We start from the raw sequence: 21,460 nt of genomic DNA on the forward strand, positions 1-21,460 counted from the left end.
TCACCAAAGGTTGTACAAAAGATCAACAAAAGTTCTACAAGCTAGAACCATCGTCTGAACAGGGCTTCAAGAATTTGGCTTCACACTAAAAGTGTTGTTTAGAGTGAATCAATGTCCATGACACACAGCGTTATTCCCCAGCCCAACCAACCTGAAGCCAATATCCTACAAGAACGCATTCGACAGGCCCGTTGGAGTTTCAATAACTCTCTTGCGTTCACAAGCCTTAGTGCGGTTGTTACTATAGCGGGTGTAATTCTCCTCCTCTCCGGGCGCATTTCCCAAGGCAGCTATGCCACTCTTGGGGGCATGACCTCTACTGCTGTTGGTCATCGCTGTATTCAACTCTCCCGCGAAGCCAACGATCGTCTCGATCGCCTCACTCAGCAACAGGATAATGAACCCCAGAAGTATGACATCTAAGTTGGATGGGAGTGAGCGATCGCCCCTACTCCACCAAAACATCAACGTGTGGGTTCCCCTCACTGTCGTACCAGAAGCCCTGGCTCTTAAAGTACTGGATGCCAGCGCAGGGAATGCCGCATCAGGACAGCGGCGATCGCGCAAGGAATTAAAACTCGTTTCCATCGCATGTTCATAGCAAAGGCACCTTAACGATGTGGTTAGGGTGCCCAGATTGAAGCATAGCGACCGCTCTTGTAAGTTATGTGGCTGGAATAGTTTTGCCCAACTGTTTTGCTAGTTCGAGAAACCTTGCACAATCCTCTGATGGTTTGCTCTGTGTCATTGAAAATAGGGGCTTAGGATGAGCGTCGATTCGTTCCAAGCATCCTTCCCTGCTAAGAAATCGTGTAAACCGTTGGGCGACGAGAAGGGAAACGCCAGCGCCGTTAGCTAACTGGTCGTTCGATACCCAACTTCCCGACTCTAGAATTTGCAGCATTTTGAAGTGACCGATAGTTGGCTTTTTCATAGACGCTCCTTAGCCTCCCGATAGATACTGATCGCCCCCTCAATCCAACCTTTAAGGTAAGGCTCCTCATCAGGCTTTCCGTTGTCCCAGTCGCCCTCTAGATATTCCTCCTTAATTGAATCGAAAAGCTCGCTGCTGTAGAACTCGCGGGACAAGTTGATATTCATTCCGTCGTAGTCTGTATACTCCAACGTCTCCAGGAACTTGAAATCGCGTAGAGAGAGGTTAATTGCGCCCCTTCTTCCGTCTTCGATCCCCTGAGAGTGCCAATTCTCTGCTGCTTCTTCCATCTCCAACCGTAACCTTTCGACTAGCTTATCCATGCCTGAAATCTCCTTTCGATTAATTTCTTCCATTGCAACAGCTCGCTCGATCGCCTTTTGACAGATACCAGAGACGCTGCCGATCGAATCCTTGACGAGCTGCAAGCGGTTGTACAACGCTTCCGGTAAAGTAATGTGTGTGCGGATAGCCACTTTCCCATGAATGATCAGTTATAGGCACACTATAACATTGCTTTCTCAAAAAACTAGAAGTAGTGTGACTATATTATGTCAAAGCAAAATCAGTGGGCTTGATCTAGATGTTGGCTTTGGAGCAACAGGCGAACGAACCAAAAAAATGCCCTGACCGGAGCCAGGGCACTTCTCACACCTACTGATGTCTAACAGATCCCTAATCCGAACCACTCGCCTTCACATCGACTGCATTCTTTTGCTGAGGTTCAACCTGTTCAATCGGCTCCAGCTTCTTAGAAAGTTCAAACACGTTATTTGTGAAATCGGTTGCAGTAGCAACGGCACCACCAAGTCCAACAACAATTGCCAGCAGTGCTGCAAGGCGAGTTCTAATTTGATTCGGCTTGCGTTTCTCAGGGTGCTGTAAATCGTCTTCGAGACCATCCAGATGCACATTCGCCTCTTTCTGTTTCTCCGTTGGGAAGGTTTCTGCCATGTCTCGTAGGGATTGAATCAGAGCAGCAATCTCATTTAGGTTTGCACCGATGTATTGTTTGGCTTGCTGAGATGCTTGGTCTTGCATCTTGTTGGCAAGGTTCCCTACGTTGCCATGCACGGTTGTGTTGTAGCTCTCTGAACTCGAATGATTTTCTGCCACAGCTTTTGCCTCAACCGTGATGGGTCTAATAGCTAACAATCTAGCAATCTCATTCATATTGACGCTTTCTCGTCGATAACTTTCAATCTCGTAATCCTTCGCTTGCAGTTGAACACGATATTGCGTCTCAACAACCTGAAGCTTAGCTTCATAGGTCTCCTTTACGGCACGTTCGACCGCTCCTTTATCTACGTCAGGAGGCACTTCTAATTGAACAACGAACGCACCACCAGCTTTTCTTCCAATGGTTTGGATAGAAAGTTCATCACCATATTGGATTTGCAGATCATGGAGTGAGGCAAGAAAAGCCCTCCAATCAATACCATCGTTGAAAAACAGCTCTACCGACTCCAAAATGACTTGATAGCGTTTGCTGAATTCGTCTGGAGCAAAAATTTGGTTGGGGTTGTGGGGGCGGCGATCGGTAAACTGTCCCTCCACATAGTCGTAACGAGTGAAAATGTACTCGCAGATAACCTCTTGTAGGTTGGTGCGAGAGTTAATGTTCCAGTCTTCAACACAAACCCCTGTTAGTGTAGCTGTACTGAGATTTGTACCTAAAGCTTGAGATGCTACGAGGATGGCATCGCTGAGATTGGCACCGTTGAGATTGGCACCGTTGAGGTTGGCATTACTGAGGTCGGCATTACTGAGGTCGGCATTACTGAGGTCGGCATTACTGAGGTCGGCATTACTGAGGTCGGCATTACTGAGGTCGGTACTGTTGAGATTGGCACCACGGAGGTTGGCATCGCTGAGGTCGGTACCGTTGAGATCAGCATCGCTGAGGTTGGCACCACGGAGGTTGGCATATCTGAGAATGGCAGTTCTGAGGTTGGCAGCTCTGAGGTTGGCAGCTCTGAGAATGGCACCATTGAGGTCAGCACCAATGAGGTCAGCACCACTAAGATTGGCACCGAGGAGGTTGGCATTGCTGAGGTTAGCATTGCTGAGGTCAGCACCACTGAGGTCGGTACCGATGAGATTGGCACCGATGAGGTCAATCTCTAGAAGGTGGTTATTCTTCCTCCACCGATTCCACTCCTCTACTCCTTGCCTTAGTCGATCGAGCTGTTCTTGTTTCGCCATTGACCTCTACTGTCAACCCTACACTCCTTGATTCAGCATCTTAAAGCGCGGCTCCGCATACATTTGTAACCAGAATCTCAAGCCGCGCTCGCCCTCTTCCAACTGCTTCTCTACCACCTTTAGGCAGCGCTGAGGCTCATTCAAGCTTCTGCACCTAAAAATTCTGAGTCGATTGTAGCTTCCCCTTCACCGGATTCCCTCTACTAGTTGTGAATGGAGAACTGGCTATACTTCCCTAAACAAAAACATGCCCAAACCAAGAACGAGCGTAACCCTTACTCCAGTCGGCTCTTTTGAAGAATTGGCTGTAGGAGATTTAATCGTCTTTCAGGGGCGGCTCTACCGAATTTTCAACATTCCCAAAACATACAACCCGGAGAGTCCATCTTTGCAAATGGAAGTACTACACGGACAGCCAGACGACACGAAGGAGGGGTGGCGCTATTTGACTACTCTTATGCAAGCTAGTGCCCTCAAGCTTGTTCTTTCTTAGGCTGTTGAATGCTCTCGATCGCTTTGGGCATCTCGTTCAGAATGAACTCTATCAACGCCTGATTCGGCTGAATTCTATAGCCTCTTTGCGTCGAAAGCTCGTCAGCGTAAGCATGAATCAAGTCGATTGCTATTTGATTAGTGATCCGGGGTCGTGACAATTGCTTTTCAGTCATGTTGATTGCACCTAAATTTTGATGAACTAGAAAATGCTTATAGAACCAGGTACAGACCGCTAGAATCCTCTGGAGAAGCATGGAGATATACAGCAGTCGTGTCTAGCCTAGAATGCCCAAGCGATTTCTGCACTAGGTTTAGAGCGGCTCCACGCTTAAGGCTATGGGAAGCATGAGCATGGCGTAACCAGTGCGGCGAAACTGCTTTGTCTATACCAGCTTGATCTGCTGCCTTAGCTACGATTCGGTTAATCTGCGCTCTGGTCAAGCCGTTACCTTTGCGGCTGGGGAACACTGCATCTTTGAGCGATCGCCCCTGCCGCAACTGCAACACTTCACCCCACAGTTCAGCGCTGAGCAGAATTGTTCTAGTCTTGTCACCTTTACCGTGAATGGTCAGTTCGCCCTTACCGTCGTCCCAGGTCTTGCAGCTCTGCCAGGTTAGGCTAACCAGCTCGGAGACTCTACAGCCAGTGGCATAGAGAAACTTCAGGATGAGGCGATCGCGCTCACTGCCCTTAAAGCTGTGAATCATTCGCTGTATCTGAGATTCAGTTAGGATGCGCTCCGATAGGCGATCGGCTCCTTTCCTAACCTTGAACGGCTTGGCCGCATTAACAGCGAGTGCCCCCAGGTCATGCCCGTACTTCATTAGCGACTTGACTGCATTCATCCGACGCTTAACCGTGCCTTCGCTGTACCCCTGCTGTTTCAATGCTGCGTCAAAAGCTTGGACATCATTGAGCGTCACAGCTTGCAGCGCTTTACCTTCTAGGAAGGCTAGAAAATATTCTATATCGCGTCTATACGCTTGCTGAGTGTTGGCAGATTTGCCGTGCAGCCAGAGGTCTATCAATTGCTGGTCACTCCCTACAGTGGCGATCGATGCAATCTGAATACTGCCCATCTCTGCCAACATACATTTGCCCTACCTTGAATTGAATTGGTTCGCAACGCTAACAACGGGCTACTCCCTACGGCTGCCGAGAAAACATTGCCATAGCTCCATCGAAGGCAGATTGCATGTTGGCGTTTCGTTGCACCTCTTTCTCTGTTGCAAGGTGCGAGTCAATTTTTGCTCTTAGCTTGCGAAAGTCATCAAAAGAAAAATTCCGCTCCAATAAACGCTCAAAAGCATCCTGAGCATTTTCATCCAATCGGCGCGTCTCCTCCTCAGCAACTTGCTGCTTAAGTTTTGCCAAGTCTTCGGCACTAACATTGGTCAAGTTGATGTCCATTCCAATCTCCTAAATTAAACGTGAGTACTCCTAGCAGCGATCGCCTAAAACCAAGCCTGAAGTTAACTTTCCGGCTTGAACACTTTAATAGGAATACGTACCATCTTTTGTTCTTCTGGTGGTTTTGACACTTGGACAAGAATGCGTACCATCTTTTGTTCCTTTGGTGGTTTTGACACCTGGACAGCAATACGTACCATCTTTTGTTCTTCTGGTGGTTTTGACACTTGGACAGGAATACGTATCATCTTTGGTTTCTCTGGTGCTTTTGACACCTGGACAGCAATACGCACCGTTTTTGGCTTTTCTTCTTTGAGTTTTTGCTCAAGCTGGTTGGTCTGATTAGCGGGTAATTGGGCTTGATCGTTGTCCACTATAAAAACTCCAATTAGACATAACAGAACTTATGCATACATTTAGTCTAGCCCAAATCTATACGATTGTCTATACTTTAGTCTATACAAAATTGACTATACAGCAGGATAGACTAGGTATAGACGAAAAACTATACTTCAATGCTTTATGGCAGATACTAAGCTAGCAACATTCAAATGTGATGCTGACGTTTGGGAGGCATTCAAGGCTAAAGCTGAGGCGAATAAAACAAACGCCTCAGCTCTGCTTAAGAAATTCATCAGTTCCTATCTAGATGGACGTATAGACCTGAGCCAGGACGAGGTAAAGCATCTAGACATTTCCACAATCGCTACCAAGGATGAGCTGGCAGCATTGCGGCAGGAACTGTTGGAGGCGATTGAGAGGAAGTTTGCAGCCTGATGGCAATGGCTCACTTTTGCTGCATGAGACAGACCACTCTACTTAGAGAGAACAGCTTCAAGGGTTAGGGTGACGCTCCGGGATATTCTGAGCAGGCTTGAAGTGGAGGAGGAGCCGCAGGCAACAATTAAAGTGCTGTTGGCAAGATTGGGGACGATCGCCTGCTTTTACCGCAATTTATGATCATTGAATTTAGGGGATTACAAAGCTACTACTGAAGGAAAAATCTAAGGGTAGGAATTAAGCTCTATGAACAGCCCCTCAGATGAGTTGACAGCCATCTGGCAGGAGCTAGAGCAACATCGTTGTCTTTACGTCCTTATGTCCTAAAAGTTTCTGTACCGTGCATTGGAGCGAACTACATTGATGTGCCTCAACAAACGGAATAACTCTTCTGGTGCAGCGAATTGACCAAAGCCGCTTGTGGTTGCTTATTCTCACGACTTCGGCAGGTACGTAATCAGAAGGCAATTGGTGGGATGTAATAGGCAAGACTCAGGCGGAGACTACTGCCCAATTCAAGCCAGATGAGTACCAGGCTTACTTTCTGTGTTTGATGATCCGGGATAGCTATCTGTGAGTCAGAATCAAGAATAGGTGAGAATACTGAGCATTAGCCCTTAATTTGCCCAAGCTTCACAATTTCAGGAGTCGTGATATGTCTAGATTGCTGGTGACGCAGTACCAAGCAGAAGTCGAAGAAATCGTTCGCTATGGGGGTTCTAAAAAGGAAACCAGTATTCGCAGTCCCTTTGAGCGCTTGTTGAATGGCTACTGCAAGCCCCGCAACTATCTACTGATCCCAGAATTGGACTTTAAGACCAGGTTCAATACAACAGTTTTTCCCGATGGCACGGTGAAGGATGCCATTCGGCTGGAGCATGGCTGGTGGGAGAGCAAAGACCAGTACGACAAGCTCGACGAAGAAATTGAGAAGAAACTGGCGAAGGGCTATCCCGATGAAAATATCCTGTTTGAAGACTCCCAAACTGCGGTACTGATTCAGCGCAGTCGAGAGCATCTGCGCGTTTCTATGCGGGACGCGGCAGCGTTGGATGAGCTGATCAATGCCTTTGTAGATTACGAACGCCCTGAAGTACGTGACTTTCGAGCGGCAATCGTCAAGTTTAAAGAAGATGTCCCACACATTTTGGAGGCTTTGCGAAGCATTATTGCTCAGCAGGAGGAGAGTAATACCCAATTTAAAGAACGCCGCAACACTTTTCTACAGGTTTGCCGCCAATCAATCAACCCGGAGATTGAGATCTTCGATATTCATGAAATGTTGATTCAGCACATTCTTACAGAGGATATTTTCACTAATATTTTCCATGAGTCGCAGTTTCACCGCGAAAACAATATCGCGCGAGAATTGTCGGAAATGATCAACACCTTTTTTACTGGAGCTACCCGCAAAAACACGCTCAAGAGCATCGAACACTACTATGCGGTAATTCGTCGTCATTCGGGAAACATTGCCAATCACCACGAGAAGCAGAAGTTTTTAAAGGCAGTTTACGAGAACTTCTACAAAGCCTATAACCCCAAAGCGGCGGATCGGTTAGGAATAGTCTACACGCCGAATGAAATTGTCCGCTTCATGATTGAAAGTGCAGAGTACCTGACCCACAAACACTTTGGCAAGCTATTGAGTGATCCAGGGGTAGAGATTCTTGACCCTTGCACGGGGACGGGCACATATGTGACGGAACTGATCGAATATTTGCCTGCGGATAAGCTAGAGCACAAATATAAAAACGAAATTCACTGCAATGAAGTGGCAATTTTGCCCTATTACATCGCTAATTTGAATATTGAGTTTACCTATCAGCAAAAGATGGGTAAATATGAGGAGTTTAAAAATATTTGCTTGGTGGATACACTGGAGCACTGCGGATTTGAAGGAAAGCAGTTTGACTTGTTTGCGATGTCTGTTCAAAATACAGAACGAATTCAGGAGCAGAATAAAGGAATTATCTCTGTAATTATTGGGAATCCACCATATAACGCAAATCAAGAAAATGAAAATGATAATAACAAAGATCGCTCTTATGATGAGGTAGATCGTCGGATTAAAGAAACATATATCAAGGAAAGTCAGGCTCAAAAGATGAAGCTTTCCGATCCATATAGTCGTTTCTTTAGATGGGCATCTGATCGACTTGACGAAAATGGGATTTTAGCATTTATATCAAACTCCTCCTTTGTCGATAGAAGAGGATTTGATGGATTTCGAAAGAGTTTGTCTAAAGAATTTGAAACAATTTATGTGATTGATTTAGGAGGAGATAGTCGGTCAAATCCTAAACTATCAGGAACAACGCATAATGTCTTTGGTATTCGGGCAGGAGTTGCAATCAGCTTTTTAATCAAAAAAGCTTCTATCCGCAATTCAGAATTCTGTAGAATTTTTTATTCTCGGAGAGATGAGCTTGAAAAAGCGGAAGATAAACTATCTTTTTTACGAAATAGCAAATTTGATCAAATATCTTTTAGTCATATCCAGCCTGACAAAGATGGCTATTGGATTAACTTGGTAGATAATAATTTTGATGATTTGATACAGCTAGCAAGTAAGTCAACAAAAATCTCCGGGAATGATGAAGGTGCTGTCTTTAAACTCTATTCTTTAGGTAGCGTTACTAATAGAGATGAATGGGTTTATGACTTTAATTGCAAATCATTAGAATCAAAATCAGCTTTTTTCTTTGAAGTATACGAAAAGGAAAGGAAGAGGTGGAATTCTTCTGACAAGAAAGCTAAAGTAAACGATTTTGTAGATCGTTCTATTAAATGGACTTCGGAACTTGAAAATTATTTGAAGAGAAATACTGAACTAAGGTTCGATAGACAATATTTAAGGAGAGCAATTTATCGACCTTATGTTAAAAAATATTTTTACTACGACCGAATCGTAGTGCATCGTCCTTATCAAATGCCTCAAATCTTCCCAATTCTAGGAGATGAAGGTGACAACTTAGGTATTTTCTTTAGTGATACTGCTGCCCGTGCCCCTTTCAGTGCTCTAGCTGTTAATTCTGTTGCTGAATTGCACCTATGTGCCAGCACAGATGGCTTTCAATGCCTTCCCCTCTATTACTACAAAGACGGAAACCGCATCGACAACATCACCGACTGGGGCTTAACCAAATTCCAAACTCACTACACCGATCCCACCATCACCAAAGAAACTATCTTCCACTACACTTACGCCGTTCTCCACCATCCCGCCTACCGCACTAAATACGAACTCAACCTTAAACGCAAGTTTCCCCGCCTACCTTTCTATGCCAATTTCCATCAATGGGCAACCTGGGGCAAAGCGTTGATGAATTTGCACCTGAATTATGAAACCATTGAACCTTATGGATTACGACGGGTTGATACGAGTACTACAAAGGCAACTAGTGACTCGTCCCTACAGGGTACACTGCTTTCCACCAATGTACCTGACCCATCTAAACCTATCAAACGCACTGTCCCAAAAACAAAATTAGAGGCACACCCAAACGAAGGCAAAATCATTCTTGATACCGAAACCACCCTGGAAGGTGTCCCCAAGATTGCCTGGAACTACAAACTCGGCAATCGCTCTGCTCTGGAATGGATTCTTGACCAATACAAAGAAAAGACTCCCAAAGACCCTACGATTGCCCAACTCTTCAACACCTACAAATTCGCCGACTACAAAGAACACGTCATCGACCTGCTGCAACGGGTTTGCACCGTCAGCGTCAAAACAATGGAAATTATTCAACACATGCCAACGGAGTGTTGATTCATTGGATCAATGAATCAACACTTGAACATTAGGAGCCGAACCCTGGCCACGACACAGGCACCTCATGAATCAATCTATGCATCAATTAACGAAGATGCTAGACATTCTTCAGCTGTTTAAAACTTGAGCAATCAATGGGGGCACAATACAGCAGAGCGAACCCTGCCATTAGAGCTGCTTTATCAAAATGTTAGTAGCCATCAAACAAACTGGAGAGCGTGTTCGAGCTGATACCTACAAAACAGCTCATGAAATTAGGCTGAAGTATCCTTTAGGTAGCCTACTATGTCCTCTTTGCAAAGGAGGAGTGTTTGCACGAGGACGTAAAGGGTTTGTGCTGCACTTTGTCCATCAACACACTTGTACAAGCAGTATCGTTCGACATCCCGAATCTCCTGAGCATGAGGAAGGCAAGATGCAAATTGCCAAATTCCTGGAAAAGCAGATTCTTAAGGATGGGCAAGGACTTGCAACCATCGAGATCGAATACTTGCTCCCTAATTGTGGGGAACATGGACGAATTGCTGATGTTGCAGTGGTTTATAAGAACAACAATCTTCTAATCGCCGAATGTCAGTTATCTCGAATTACCCCTGATGAACTCGAACAGCGAACACGAGATTACCACTCCATTGGAGCAGATGTCCTCTGGTTCCTCGGCAAAGATGCAGATACATCTGATAACCGAACCTGGCTCCGTTCAGTGTTTGGTGCAGTCGGACGGATTGAGTTCAAGTACGACTCAGATTAAAGGGCTACAAAATTGCCTTCTTTCACTAGAAGAACCTCTAACCTCTTGCTCCGTTCAAGAGGAAACAATCAACTTTCAGCTCAACCAGTCCGGACTAAAAGTAGCAACTATTAAGCTGAACAAATTGGAGAAATGTTCCTTTGAACTGGAAAGGGGTACTTCTAGGCTTATTGAATTTTCTCCCAATGTAAGCGTACAGTTTGAAGACTTCTCCCTTCTGCTACCAGGAGATCTTGTTACTCGTATGGGACGAAATGGTTGGCGTGGGCGGGTAGTGGAAGTAGAAATCAACTCTGTCCTTGTACACTGGGTTGGGGATCGACGCCCAAATTGGATTGATCGAGTTGAGATTTATCCATTAGATGCCGCAGGAAATCCACGTCTTCCTGGCAGACCAGACCATCCACAAGTTATTGCTCGCAGAGCAAGGATTACTCTCGCAAACAAGCGGCTTCCTGGAATTTAATCTATTAGGCAAAACAAAGATAGTGTCTCGATACGTTGTAGTGGCTCATGCTTCCAAGCTTGGAGGCAAAGCAGATGAAGTGAAGCTTCCCAACGCCTATCAGCATCTGTGATCGGAACAATAGCTGTAGCTTCGGTGAACGCTAACAACTATTCCTTTCAGTTCTATTTCCTCAGGACTTACCTTGAGAACTGGATATGCAGGGTTAGCAGGCTTAAGGTGAACCAATTCACCATCAAACTCAACATATTTGAGGGTTGCTCCACTTCCTTCCACCCAAACGACAGCGATCGCATCTCGCCTTAATGCCCATAAATCTGGGTTGGGTCGTATGACAACCAAATCTCCTTCACAAATATGAGCATTGATCATGCTGTCTCCACACACCTTTAGAGCGTAAAGCTCGGACCTATAGGGCACTCCTGGTAACTCCACTCGTTCCACCATATCTGTTGGATGCTCAACGACGAGTCCGGCTTGAATAGCTCCCAAAACAGGGATACCTCGAACTAGTACCTGGCACGTGCGTGCTTGTCCTTGCTTCCAAGCAATGTAACCCTTCTGCTGCAAGCTGTTTAGTCTAGTCTGAAGCTTGGAGCGTGATCGCTCTCCTGTTGCCGTTTCTAGTTCTCGAATAGAAGGAGAGTAATTATGAGTATCCCAGTAGTCCCTAATGCTATCGAACAGGCATTGTTCGTCTGGTAGGAGAGGAAACATCTAGCTTGCTAAGTATAGTACATAAGAACTATATAAAAGAACACATGTACTTTCAAGCTCTTCTTTCAACAAACAAAAATCTAGAGCAGAGCTTTAACCATCAAGCATCTGATTTTCCGGTTGCCAGCTTCCTTCATAACAAAATTCTTACGGAGTCCTCAAACGTTCTCGCCGATCTTTTCCGTAACTTGGGTATCATTCCGGCAAAGCACTTCGATTTGCCAAATGCATAACCTACCCAGAGGCGTTCACCACGATCGCCAACCATCAATCAAACCACAAGTGAGCTATCAAAACCGCAAACATACAATGACAGGAGCAAGACCACCTACACCCGAAGAATTCGCCCAATTTAAGGCTGAGGATGCAGCTAAGAAGACTGAAAAGGATGCAGTTACCCAAAAGGCGATCGCTGCTGCTCAAGCTGCGGGGCTTTGCTACTGCGTGAACGACAACGGCAGCGTAACAACCTGGCAACCTAAGAGAGTCTATTCCTAATGGAAAAACTTTTAGAACAAGTTCAAGCGATGGGCGTCAGCCCAAAAGCTGTGCAATTCATAGCCCACCACATGCTGAGCGAAGGGGAGCACCTAATTCTGGAAGGTGGACAACTTCTCATCAAATCAGGCGATCGCTCAGAACCAGCTTCACAGCGTTACCCTGACCTAGCTGATCTGCTGGCACCAGATACTAAGAAACCGATTCAAGCAGCCCTTCAAGCAACGCTCAAGGGTGAACGGTTGCCTCCTCCAGAGATAGTTCAGCCTAATGTAGAAGCGGCAGACCCAGATGCTGTCAAGACTGCGCTCAAGAAGCATCTACAAATGACTCGCATCAAGGTGACTCCCAGTAGCTAATGCTGCCTTTAGCATCCCCACTGCGGGTTCACAGCAGCAAATCAAGCTAGAGCTTCGGGACAACCTACTTCTACTTGCAGTCAATCTTAATTAGGACGCTCAAGCTTAGACGGCAGCAGGAAAGACAAGTCCTGTTGATGGAGCTGCAAAACATTGTTACGCCAGGATTCTGCAAATGAGAAAAATCGAACTGGATGAAGTGGCAATTAGCAACATCAAGGTGATGGCAGCTTTAGGGTTGAGCGTCGCATCAATTGCCGCTATGCTTCGTGAGAATCTTCGTGTTCAGATCTCCGAACGCTCGCTCTGGTCGCTCAAGAAAAACAACCCAAAAGTTCGAGAAGCTTTCGCCGCTGGACTTGCTAAAGCTGAATACAACATAGGTCGAGCGCTCTACGAAAGAGCATCAGAGGGCGATTTGCCATCAATCAAGTATTTTGAGGCAACCAGGCTGGGACGCTCCGAGAAACAGGTGCAGGAGGTGCATCACAAGGGATTGCCGGAGCCGTCAGAGTCCAATGTTCTGGTCTTCATTCCCGACAATGGACGTGGCGACCTAACATGCCCAGCGGTTCAGCAGTCGGAGCTGCCGGACTGAAGTTTCCTCCGTCGTCTACCGCTCTTCGGCATTGCGGCAAAAACACTGGCTTCGATCGCCTTGTAGCAGGTTTCTGCAAGCGCTACGCCTCGTTTTTGCTGAACGTCCAACAAAACCCGTGCGCCTAAGATGGGGTTCTCATTCCAGGCAGTAACGGCAACCTGGATGAGAAATTCATCGGTGAAAAATCTGTCCCTATTCCGCACAGCTACTCATCCAAAATAAATTCGCAGTTCCTTCCAAGTGTGGGTGTTCGGGAAGCCTGCATGTGCAAAAACGTTAAAAGCGGCGTTTCGTTGCCCAGGTGCAGCGCCAACTCAGTTTGAATCTGCCCACATGCGCCTGCCTGAAAAGCCCTACGCCTTAAATCCTCGACCTCCTGAAGCAGCGCACGAGCCTTGGTGCCATCCAGCGCCAAAAAAACTTCAACAATCTCGGCTGTAGTTAGTTGCCTATCCATGCCCGATTATGCCCAAGAAAAAGCCAAACCTGCGGCAGAGAGGGATTGGGTTCGCTAAGCGATTGCATTCGTTAGAGACAATTTTTACTGAGGATGAGGCATCAGAAGTTGATGGGTACGACCAGTTCTTGTCTCTGACGAATTTAGCTCCCATTTTTTTAGGGACATCGGGACAAGTCGGGATAGGGCTGTCCCTAGCTTGAAACGCAGGCAGAAGAAGTGTTTTCAGGGTTTTAGGGACAATAGGGAAGGTTTTCTAAGAAATACCTACTCTTTTACCCCAAGATAGGCGCAAGGTTAATAGGCACGGTAGTGGGCATGATGGGCACGGGATGGGCACAGAGTTTGCCTATCCGGAAGCTATGCCCATTACGACTTTGAGGCTTAATGGGCATAAAGGGCACGATTTCTATAAGAAATAGATTCGGAGCTTCAGTAGAACAAGATTCTTCATTAGCGGGAATTGGGTACAATTTCGAGACAATCTCTTTAAGACCCTATTGAAATCCTTGCTATACGAAGCGTATAAAGGTGAGAGCAAGCGCCTCCTAAGCGCTAGGTCGCGCGTTCGAATCGCGCCAGTCCCGTCCAGGTTTTATAAGGGGTTGAGGCTCTGCCAGCAGGGTTTTGTGGGAATTCTGAACCGATTCTTTTCTTTGAGTAGTTTTACAAAAACAATTCCAGCAGAATTATCTTGTTTTCCTCTATCCAGAATTGTTGTTCCTGCAATCTTTACGTGCGTTTAATCCGTTTAATTGGCATACATCTGTTGATCAGCTTGGATCATCATCTGTTCCAATGAAGTCTTTACATCGACCTGGCAAATAGCTAAACCAATACTCATGGATAGATGATAGGGATTCTTCCTTGTTTCGTTGAAGAGGGTTATATTCCGTTGCAAACGAGATACAACATCATCTTTTGCTCCACAGCTTGATACGAATACGGCAAATTCATCTCCGCCCAATCGAGCTACTACATCTGATTCACGAAAGGTTTGTTTCAATACTTTAGCTGCGTCTATAATCAAGCGATCGCCCATTTCATGCCCTAACATATCATTCACCCGCTTCAACCCATCTAGATCAATGAATAGCAGACAAACAGACGTATTGACGCGATGGGCTAGTTTAAGTTGTTGCTCCGCTAGTAGGAGAAAGCCACGTCGATTATTTAGCTTGGTTAGTTCATCTGTGATCGACAGTTGCTGAACGGCTTCTTCTGCTTTTTTTCGTTCTTTCACTTCTTCACGCAGTTGGGCGTTCGCAAATTCTAATTCAAGCGTGCGGTCTTTCACCCGTTGCTCAAGCTCGGCATAGATTTGAACATTTTCTAACGCAACGGATGTTGTATCTGCTAATGCTTGGAGTAGCTCAACTTCTGGTGCAGTGGGTTGGTGATATTGCGCCCAATACACCCCAATGGCTCCAATGGGAGCAAGGGCCCGAATGGGTACCATTGCTAAGCTCTTAACAAAAGTGGGTTGGTAAGCAGCAAAGGGAATCCGTTCATCTTCATAAACATCTTCAATCACGACGGGTTGACGGTTCTGCATTGTCCATCCCCCAATACAGATTTTCAGCGGAAACCGTTGCCCTTTCCACAGGGGTGCAATCGCATCTTCATCCGCATAAAAACATTGATCCTGGTCGCGCAAAACAAAACTGGCACCATCAGCATGAGTCAATTCGCGCGCGGCTACTTGCACAATCGTCATGATGGTTTCTAGGCTACGGGCAAGAGAAGGCTCTTGCACAACCGTAATCAGCCGTCTCATGGACTGTAAGTGCGATAGCGAATGCGGTTCAGCGACAGTTGGTTTAGTAGTTTGAATAGAGAGATTCATTGAAGGACTGGCTTACTCAGGATCAAGAGGCGCAGGGAAATAGTAAGCAGAAGAAGAGGGTTTAGGCTATCTATCTTTAGACAGGCTTTGTAATCTGAGTATAAAGACCCTAGTAGATTTGGGAACGCGGAATTTACTGAGATTGAGTAGAAACTTCTATCAGAATTAACTGTATATAAGCTTTTGCAGTTAGAGCTTCAAGCCGCAAACTATCAGAAATAGAACAACCATCTTTACATAAGATTGTTTCTAGCCCATTAGATTTCAGCAGACCCACAGCTTGCGGCAACTGTTAATTAGTTGTTTACATCTATGAGATCCCACTACACTAATTGGGGTAAAGGTAGCACTCGGTAAATTCTCCTAAACGGGATAAAGAGTTGCCCCTTTTCACCACCGTCTTGCGCTTGAGATTTCAGAGCTAGACTCACAACGGGCCAGCCCGCACCAGCATTCTTGCGTTTTTAGCTCATAAAGCTTGCCCCACTGTTAGATGATGCTCGTTCTCCTATCTTTTAACTTCCGTTTTTTTCCTCCTTCTTGCAGTCCCTCCGTTGGAGACTCACGTTAATTAGACGGAGACATCAGCAGATCAAATAATAGGTTAGGACGGAAGGGTGGCTCTTTGAGTTGCGTTTGATTCTGCTTCAAAGGGAAAGTTCGATCGCCCACCACGAGCGGCTCAAATTGTCGAGATAATCGTTCTTCATGCGATCGCAGGAAAATGACGCGATCGCTGCGAACTTCTCCTGGCAACTCTCTTCGATCGAGCGCAACCTCTCGATTGATTTGTAGAAAATCATCCTTAAGCGCAATATAATCTTGCCAGTCATCATCTAACCGATACGCCTTCGGCTGAATCGATAGATTCGGATCTTCATCATTGATCCAGCTCAGCGGAAATTTGTAAATCAAGCTCAACAAACGTGGAAATCGACTGTTGAAACTTTGCACTCGCTCTAGTCCTACTGGATCTTGATTGAAGTCAATTAAAATAATGCTTCTTGTGGTCATATCGGGGCAGAGTTGCGCGATATTTGTCCAAAATGTTCGCTGATACTGCGCGATCGCTACAAACTCTTGCTGAACTCTAAATCCACTCGCAATCAGCAGCGTAAAAAACAAGGCTAGCCCCACTGTAGCAATTGATTTTTTTCGGCTGTGACTCACCGCAAACTGGATCGCAGAGCAGACGCAACCACACAAAATTGCAGCTCCAAAAGCAGCAGCAAGGTGCACAAGCGAAGCTCTACCATTTACTAGATAAATGTTGTCCTCATCACCAGTGAGAGTGAGAACATACGCTAACACCAGCGCGACAAATCCAGCAATCAGCAATCGCCACAGACTCGAAAACTGGCGCTGAAAATGCTTTGATGCTTCTTCAGTTGGTGGTCGCTTTGTCTGGTGATTCAGTCCCGAAAAATGCAAGCCGTAAGCAATTGCCAACAACAGCAAACTCAGTGGAAAAATCCATTGTACCTCTAGAGCCATGAAAGCCTGAATGGGTTTCATGATAAAAGCAGCGATCGATACAACTGGTCCTGCTGTAATTGAAAGCAGCACCTGTAAGATACTATTCTTATCATCATTAATCTGAATCAGCCGACCGATACGCGATTCACCAACCAGTGTACGAAGCAGCAAAACAACGAGCATCAATGCGATTAGAATCGCAGCATGTCTAAATAACTCTTGCCGCGATCGCCCATTCCATTTCCAGGTCGGCTTCAGCAGTGGAGCAATCCAAAATAGCGGTAGAAATTTTTCATAGCAGAACAATGAAATAAAAATTAGTAAATATGAAAAAATGCGATTTCTTCTGTCATCTGATAAATATAAATGTGAGGCAACCAGAAATAGGATAGATGCGGGTAAGATGCCAAAAGCGCTTGTAAGCCAAGCATGATTTGTATTGGCAGGAAATAAGGCGAAAGCCAAAGCGCTAGTGAGTGCAAAAAAAGCGTTTTGCGTCGTTCGCTGCATCAGCCTGTGAAACAATAAAACATGAACTAGATAAACGAAGTAGGCAATTACATACATGGCGGGTAGACCACCGAATTGAACGCCTAAACGAGCAAATACATAAATCAGTCCGGTGTGCAGTGGTCGTCCTTCTTCGACTGCTATAACCTCAAAAATTGGCAGCCAATATTGCCAAACTTGCGTCCACTTCCACTGCATCATCAGCGGAACTCTGGTGAAATCTTCTCGATATATCGAAAACTGCTGAAAGTTCTGAAAGTAAGCAACCCAAATAATCAGCGCTAAAAGCAAAAAGACAAACCCGTTAAAAGCTTGTTGGCGATTTAGCACTTTAAGATTGAGCGGATATTTGGACATTATTCTGATGCTCTGATGCAAGGAGTTTTCAATGCTGATTCGATCGATATGAACGTAACGCTAGTAGTCGAATTCGCACAATTTTGATTGCCCTTACTACTCTAGTAGAGCATCGACCCATTGCCTAGACGATTTGAAATCACATCTGAATTTGAAATCACGTCTGAATTCTTGACAACTTTTGGTCTTTGTTGTACCAAATGCGTTGCAAAAGAGTTTTCTATTTTCGAAGACTGAGCAGCAGTGTTTTAGCAGAATTGCCCCCTATTTGTACCTTCTGTAGTTTGGGCGATCGCGTTAATCTAATTGCTGTTGTTTGTTACTAAAACTGATGGGACAGGCAATTGTTCAAGTTGATGCATTTACCGACAGTCCGTTTAGGGAAAATGCAGCTGTGGTCTGCGTTTTGGCTGAGCCACAGTCGGATGAATAGATGCAAAAGAACGATTTAAATCCCGTCATCGGTTTTACACTGCGCTTCACGTTGCGATGGTCTTGCTCAATGACATGGTTCAAATACTGGTTCGTCGTAATTCTGTCTCAACTTTCAACGCTTCAATTACCCCTTCCACAACCCAGAGCAAGCTTACGGCGCATGATGATGAACACCAAGGTTTAATTCTGAACGTGTCGCACGACTCTCTAAAAAGAGACTTAGACCAATGCTCTCCAGGCGTAAAAGCATTTTTTGCTGCACTATCCCTTCAGGTTGCTGACAAAGGCGCTGCGGACGCTTACGTAAAAATGGCGATTGAAAGTATTGCCATCGCTGTAGATGTTGGTCGATGGGACATCGCTTAATTTCTTAAAATTGAAGCATGAACCTCTCAGAAATTCTCCCCCAACTCAAAGCGTGGTTTCCCGCCGCAGACCACAAAGAACGCGACCTCCCAGGCGGTGGACGTTGGTACTACGTTCCCTGGCAATCGATTAGAACGAGGCTGGATGAAGTGTGTCCTGATTGGCAGGTCAGTTACGGTGAGCCTATCTATCTAGACAAGTACTGCGTCATCTCCTGCACTATTACTATTTGCGGCGTAAGTAGGCAGGCGGTCGGCAATGCCCCAATCGAGTTAATTAGCAGTAAGGGTAAGGACATGTCCCGTGGAACGCCGATTGAACGGGCGATCGCCGATGCCTTCAAAAATGCTGCTGAGGCTTTTGGCATTGCTGCCTACCTGGATGAACAGGTTGATGACAAGACCAAGGCTGACTTTGTTCGCTATATGCAGAAGCATGGCAACGGTAAGGCAGTAGTTAACTATCAGGAAAATCAACGCCTAGAGCGAGGTGAGCCGCCTACGCCAAAGCGTGTTGACCCTCCCAGCCGTCCCTTTGGACAGCCCGCACCCAGCACCAAGTCTGTCATCACAGAATCGCAGCGCAAGCGGTTGTGGGCGATCGCCACTAACAATGGCGGATATACCGAGGCTGGCTTTAAGCGACTGATTGAGGGGTGTGGCTTTGCCAGCTCCAGGTCAATCACGGTCGATAAGTACAGCGAGATTTGCTTGAGGGCTAGCGACCCTGGCACGGCAGCAATTTACAACCAGGAGTCACAAGCCTCATAGTGCAGGCAGGCTTCTTTTGCATCACATCAACCAGCGGGAACTATTCAGCGTCCCGCTGTTTTTTTTATGCTGTCCTCCATATCTCTTGAAGACCTCCTCAATAACGTGAGTTCGGGTTAAGCTAAACGCTGCAAGGTTTGGTATAAAAGGCTTTAGGCAAAGGGTATTGCTGTAGGCTCTTCTCAATAAGGTTGTTTATTGAGAAAAATTGCATCTGTGGACCTTGCTGACAATAGCTTGATTCACTGCAACGAAATGAGGTACGAAAAATCAGGGGTTCTGACGATTTCTTATCCCGAACTCACGTTCAATACTGTCGATCGCCTCCTCATACTGCCCAACCTCAGAATCCTTTAGATACTTAGATTTCTTCCCACCAAACTGGGCTTTACGGCTCCTTAACTGCCATGTGCATGGTCAGTTCTGGCAGTTCCAGACGGCTTTGACTGAGCAATCCAGCAACACATCGTCCTGTGCTCTAATCCCTGCCTGCTGCGACTGGAGGGAGGTGAGTTTTTCGAGCAATGCTTGGTATCCGTTCATTTTTTGATTCGTGTGCAATCTAGAACTGTTTTAGCAATTTGCCCACGAATCAACAATGACTTTCAGCCCGACGGCGAAGCTGGGCTGAAAGTCATTGCTCTCCCGCTTGCGAAGCCATTCCCGTGAAAGATTGACCGTTTGACCAACTTTACCCAACGATTGTTTGCTGCCATCAAATTCTACTGGCAGCCATTTCCAGCACAGCTTGTAGTAACACATCTTGCTCAACAGGCTTAGCTAAATGCTGCTGGTAACCTGCCGCAAACGCTTGCTCTCGATCTGATTCTCTAACATTAGCTGTTAGGGCGATCGCTGGCACCTGCCCTCCTTGCTCAACTGTCAAGGCTCTAACTCGACGGATTAACATGTAGCCATCTTCGCCAGGCATACTCACGTCACTAACTAAAACGTCTGGTCGCCATTCCAGAACTGATTGGAATGCATAATCAGCAGAGATAACTGCTGCTACCTCTGCACCGTAAACCTCGAATAGGAAAGCGAGAAATTGGAGATTATCAACATCATCATCTACAAGCAGCACCTTCAAACCATCCAGCCTAAGATCAGCATCGGAGGACATGGATCAGAAACCTTAATGAAATTTGTAGGGGAAATTTGATATTCCCACAAAAAGCTTTGCTTTTCGTTGTTTTGCTCAACAAACTGAAGGGAAGCAACTTCTCCAAGGTTAAGCCGATCGCTTTGCAGGAATGACAGAATCTCGTGCTCTGCACTTTTCGATGTCCAGCCAGTACTCAGGATTGGCAGTATTGGGCGATCGCTCTCTGACAGGCACTCCAACACCCATCTAACTTGCTCTGCTGTTACTGCACTACCTCAAGTTTGGAGATGTCCCTGTCTCACCTCGTTTCATACCTTGATTCAGCAACGCCCAACTTCTAGCTGAAAAGAGGGCTGTAGTCGAAACCACAGCCCTCCCTTTAGTTAAACAACAGTACCTGGACTATTCGGCTTAGCCTAAGAAGATAAACACGTTAGGGTTGTTGAGATAGCCTGAAGCGTTGTTGACGAATTGAGTCGAAACATCCTGGAACACGGCAACTACATCACTCTTATCTTGCTCAGAACCAATGTAAGTCAGAGCAACATCAGTGAAGGCAGCTGTATTGGCTCTGCCAAACTCTTGTCCCCAGGAAACAGGAGTGAGTCTGTAGTGTGATGAGAAGCCATCCAGTACAACGGAGTCTTGCTTGTTGTCCAGAGAAGCCTGAAAGTCTGTAATGAGGGCGAATCCCTTGGAGTTAGCGGTGCTCAACAAATCGTCGTTCAGGTAAGACTGGTTACCAGAGGCATCTGTCATCACAAAGACATCTGCCCCGGCACCGCCCGTTAACCGATCGAATTCGCGCGGACCGCCACCGTAGCTACGGATAGTGTCGTTGCCTACCCCACCATTAATACTGTCATCTCCTGCCCCACCCCAGATTCTATCGTTGCCTGCACCGCCCAGGATTTGGTCGTTGCCTGCGCCGCCATACATCAAATCGTTGCCCGCATCTCCCCACATCTGATCGTTACCGATGCCACCATCCACCCGGTCGCTGCCTGCACCGCCTCGAATCCGGTCGTCGCCTGCTTCACCAAACAGTTGGTCGTTGCCTGCTTCGCCAAAGATTTGGTCATGTCCTGCACCGCCCAGAATCCGGTCGTTGCCGATGCCGCCATAGATTTGGTCAAATCCACC

Annotated in this window: 27 protein-coding genes; 12 read left to right on the top strand and 15 right to left on the bottom strand. The window is 46.2% G+C overall.

The features are described from left to right. Positions 1 to 117 precede the first annotated feature (117 nt). Entirely contained in the window at positions 118 to 423 is a 306-nt protein-coding gene (locus H6F88_RS01955; RefSeq protein ID WP_190641065.1) for a hypothetical protein, read from the top strand. Next, positions 413 to 601: a hypothetical protein gene (locus tag H6F88_RS01960; protein ID WP_190641066.1), complete on the top strand. Its 189-nt coding sequence runs from the start codon at positions 413 to 415 to the stop codon at positions 599 to 601. Before H6F88_RS01955 ends, H6F88_RS01960 begins: the two co-directional genes overlap by 11 nt. A gap of 63 nt (positions 602 to 664) precedes the next feature. Here H6F88_RS01960 and H6F88_RS01965 read toward each other — a convergent pair whose 3' ends face one another. From H6F88_RS01965 to H6F88_RS01975, 3 genes are all read right to left on the bottom strand, one after another. Beyond that, positions 665 to 934, bottom strand: coding sequence for a hypothetical protein (locus tag H6F88_RS01965; RefSeq protein WP_190641067.1), 270 nt, complete (start codon positions 932 to 934; stop codon positions 665 to 667). Further along, on the bottom strand, positions 931 to 1,410 hold the full coding sequence (locus tag H6F88_RS01970; RefSeq protein WP_190641068.1) for a hypothetical protein: 480 nt from the start codon (positions 1,408 to 1,410) through the stop codon (positions 931 to 933). The genes H6F88_RS01965 and H6F88_RS01970 overlap by 4 nt, the downstream gene beginning before the upstream one ends. A gap of 199 nt (positions 1,411 to 1,609) precedes the next feature. Next, positions 1,610 to 3,139 carry a pentapeptide repeat-containing protein gene (locus H6F88_RS01975; protein WP_190641069.1) on the bottom strand — a complete coding sequence of 510 codons (1,530 nt, stop codon included), beginning with the start codon at positions 3,137 to 3,139 and terminating at the stop codon, positions 1,610 to 1,612. Positions 3,140 to 3,386: 247 nt separating this feature from the next. On the opposite strand from H6F88_RS01975, the gene H6F88_RS01980 reads away from it, so the two are divergent. Continuing rightward, the gene (locus H6F88_RS01980) at positions 3,387 to 3,632 is read left to right on the top strand and encodes a hypothetical protein (RefSeq protein ID WP_190641070.1); all 246 of its coding nucleotides are present in this window, start codon (positions 3,387 to 3,389) and stop codon (positions 3,630 to 3,632) included. Here H6F88_RS01980 and H6F88_RS01985 read toward each other — a convergent pair. The 4 genes from H6F88_RS01985 to H6F88_RS02000 form a co-directional block, all read right to left on the bottom strand. Further along, entirely contained in the window at positions 3,613 to 3,807 is a 195-nt protein-coding gene (locus H6F88_RS01985; RefSeq protein ID WP_190641071.1) for a hypothetical protein, read from the bottom strand. The genes H6F88_RS01980 and H6F88_RS01985 overlap by 20 nt on opposite strands. Positions 3,808 to 3,844: 37 nt before the next feature. Next, positions 3,845 to 4,726 (bottom strand): tyrosine-type recombinase/integrase, encoded by an 882-nt coding sequence (locus tag H6F88_RS01990; RefSeq protein ID WP_190641072.1) that lies wholly within the window; start codon positions 4,724 to 4,726, stop codon positions 3,845 to 3,847. A 55-nt stretch (positions 4,727 to 4,781) separates the two neighbouring features. Continuing rightward, on the bottom strand, positions 4,782 to 5,045 hold the full coding sequence (locus H6F88_RS01995; RefSeq protein ID WP_190641073.1) for a hypothetical protein: 264 nt from the start codon (positions 5,043 to 5,045) through the stop codon (positions 4,782 to 4,784). A gap of 62 nt (positions 5,046 to 5,107) precedes the next feature. Continuing rightward, positions 5,108 to 5,419 (bottom strand): hypothetical protein, encoded by a 312-nt coding sequence (locus tag H6F88_RS02000; RefSeq protein WP_190641074.1) that lies wholly within the window; start codon positions 5,417 to 5,419, stop codon positions 5,108 to 5,110. 148 nt (positions 5,420 to 5,567) lie between these two features. Between H6F88_RS02000 and H6F88_RS02005 the strand changes: the two genes are divergently transcribed. The 4 genes from H6F88_RS02005 (at position 5,568) to H6F88_RS02020 (ending at position 10,932) form a co-directional block, all read left to right on the top strand. After that, positions 5,568 to 5,822 (top strand): hypothetical protein, encoded by a 255-nt coding sequence (locus H6F88_RS02005; protein ID WP_190641075.1) that lies wholly within the window; start codon positions 5,568 to 5,570, stop codon positions 5,820 to 5,822. 658 nt (positions 5,823 to 6,480) lie between these two features. Beyond that, on the top strand, positions 6,481 to 9,600 hold the full coding sequence (locus H6F88_RS02010; protein WP_190641076.1) for a type ISP restriction/modification enzyme: 3,120 nt from the start codon (positions 6,481 to 6,483) through the stop codon (positions 9,598 to 9,600). 190 nt (positions 9,601 to 9,790) lie between these two features. Beyond that, positions 9,791 to 10,354 carry a competence protein CoiA family protein gene (locus H6F88_RS02015; RefSeq protein WP_190641077.1) on the top strand — a complete coding sequence of 188 codons (564 nt, stop codon included), beginning with the start codon at positions 9,791 to 9,793 and terminating at the stop codon, positions 10,352 to 10,354. A 362-nt stretch (positions 10,355 to 10,716) separates the two neighbouring features. Further along, positions 10,717 to 10,932 carry a hypothetical protein gene (locus tag H6F88_RS02020; RefSeq protein WP_190641078.1) on the top strand — a complete coding sequence of 72 codons (216 nt, stop codon included), beginning with the start codon at positions 10,717 to 10,719 and terminating at the stop codon, positions 10,930 to 10,932. On the opposite strand, the gene lexA is transcribed toward H6F88_RS02020, so the two are convergent. Beyond that, on the bottom strand, positions 10,920 to 11,537 hold the full coding sequence (lexA, locus tag H6F88_RS02025; RefSeq protein ID WP_190641079.1) for a transcriptional repressor LexA: 618 nt from the start codon (positions 11,535 to 11,537) through the stop codon (positions 10,920 to 10,922). The genes H6F88_RS02020 and lexA overlap by 13 nt on opposite strands. 225 nt (positions 11,538 to 11,762) lie before the next feature. On the opposite strand from lexA, the gene H6F88_RS02030 reads away from it, so the two are divergent. The 3 genes from H6F88_RS02030 to H6F88_RS02040 all read left to right on the top strand — a co-directional run bounded on the left by H6F88_RS02030 (position 11,763) and on the right by H6F88_RS02040 (position 12,992). Next, complete coding sequence (locus H6F88_RS02030; protein ID WP_190641080.1) at positions 11,763 to 12,035, top strand: hypothetical protein; 273 nt, start codon at positions 11,763 to 11,765, stop codon at positions 12,033 to 12,035. Further along, entirely contained in the window at positions 12,035 to 12,394 is a 360-nt protein-coding gene (locus H6F88_RS02035; RefSeq protein ID WP_190641081.1) for a hypothetical protein, read from the top strand. The genes H6F88_RS02030 and H6F88_RS02035 overlap by 1 nt, the downstream gene beginning before the upstream one ends. A 175-nt stretch (positions 12,395 to 12,569) precedes the next feature. Then, positions 12,570 to 12,992 (top strand): hypothetical protein, encoded by a 423-nt coding sequence (locus tag H6F88_RS02040; RefSeq protein WP_190641082.1) that lies wholly within the window; start codon positions 12,570 to 12,572, stop codon positions 12,990 to 12,992. On the opposite strand, the gene H6F88_RS02045 is transcribed toward H6F88_RS02040, so the two are convergent. The 4 genes from H6F88_RS02045 to H6F88_RS02060 all read right to left on the bottom strand — a co-directional run bounded on the left by H6F88_RS02045 (position 12,968) and on the right by H6F88_RS02060 (position 17,641). Next, positions 12,968 to 13,198, bottom strand: coding sequence for a hypothetical protein (locus H6F88_RS02045; RefSeq protein WP_190641083.1), 231 nt, complete (start codon positions 13,196 to 13,198; stop codon positions 12,968 to 12,970). The genes H6F88_RS02040 and H6F88_RS02045 overlap by 25 nt on opposite strands. A gap of 2 nt (positions 13,199 to 13,200) precedes the next feature. Then, positions 13,201 to 13,452: a hypothetical protein gene (locus H6F88_RS02050; protein ID WP_190641084.1), complete on the bottom strand. Its 252-nt coding sequence runs from the start codon at positions 13,450 to 13,452 to the stop codon at positions 13,201 to 13,203. Positions 13,453 to 14,203: 751 nt separating this feature from the next. Continuing rightward, positions 14,204 to 15,298, bottom strand: a complete 1,095-nt coding sequence (locus tag H6F88_RS02055; protein ID WP_190641085.1) for a sensor domain-containing diguanylate cyclase — start codon at positions 15,296 to 15,298, stop codon at positions 14,204 to 14,206. A 567-nt stretch (positions 15,299 to 15,865) separates the two neighbouring features. After that, positions 15,866 to 17,641 carry a hypothetical protein gene (locus H6F88_RS02060; protein ID WP_190641086.1) on the bottom strand — a complete coding sequence of 592 codons (1,776 nt, stop codon included), beginning with the start codon at positions 17,639 to 17,641 and terminating at the stop codon, positions 15,866 to 15,868. Positions 17,642 to 18,130: 489 nt separating this feature from the next. Between H6F88_RS02060 and H6F88_RS02065 the strand changes: the two genes are divergently transcribed. Both H6F88_RS02065 and H6F88_RS02070 read left to right on the top strand, forming a co-directional pair. Beyond that, positions 18,131 to 18,442, top strand: coding sequence for a hypothetical protein (locus H6F88_RS02065; RefSeq protein WP_190641087.1), 312 nt, complete (start codon positions 18,131 to 18,133; stop codon positions 18,440 to 18,442). 17 nt (positions 18,443 to 18,459) lie between these two features. Next, positions 18,460 to 19,212 carry a Rad52/Rad22 family DNA repair protein gene (locus H6F88_RS02070; protein WP_190641088.1) on the top strand — a complete coding sequence of 251 codons (753 nt, stop codon included), beginning with the start codon at positions 18,460 to 18,462 and terminating at the stop codon, positions 19,210 to 19,212. Between the two features lie 417 nt (positions 19,213 to 19,629). Here the strand turns inward: H6F88_RS02070 and H6F88_RS33830 are convergent, their stop codons facing one another. From H6F88_RS33830 to H6F88_RS02080, 3 genes are all read right to left on the bottom strand, one after another. Further along, a complete protein-coding gene (locus H6F88_RS33830) occupies positions 19,630 to 19,755 on the bottom strand; it encodes a hypothetical protein (RefSeq protein ID WP_277882135.1) in 126 nt (41 codons plus the stop codon). Between the two features lie 172 nt (positions 19,756 to 19,927). Further along, on the bottom strand, positions 19,928 to 20,335 hold the full coding sequence (locus tag H6F88_RS02075; protein WP_190641089.1) for a response regulator: 408 nt from the start codon (positions 20,333 to 20,335) through the stop codon (positions 19,928 to 19,930). A 393-nt stretch (positions 20,336 to 20,728) separates the two neighbouring features. After that, positions 20,729 to 21,460, bottom strand: a 732-nt coding sequence (locus tag H6F88_RS02080; RefSeq protein ID WP_190641090.1) for a calcium-binding protein, incomplete at its 5' end; no start/stop codon positions are given.

Source organism: Oculatella sp. FACHB-28, assembly GCF_014696015.1.
Classification (GTDB): Bacteria; Cyanobacteriota; Cyanobacteriia; order Elainellales; family Elainellaceae; genus JAAUTN01.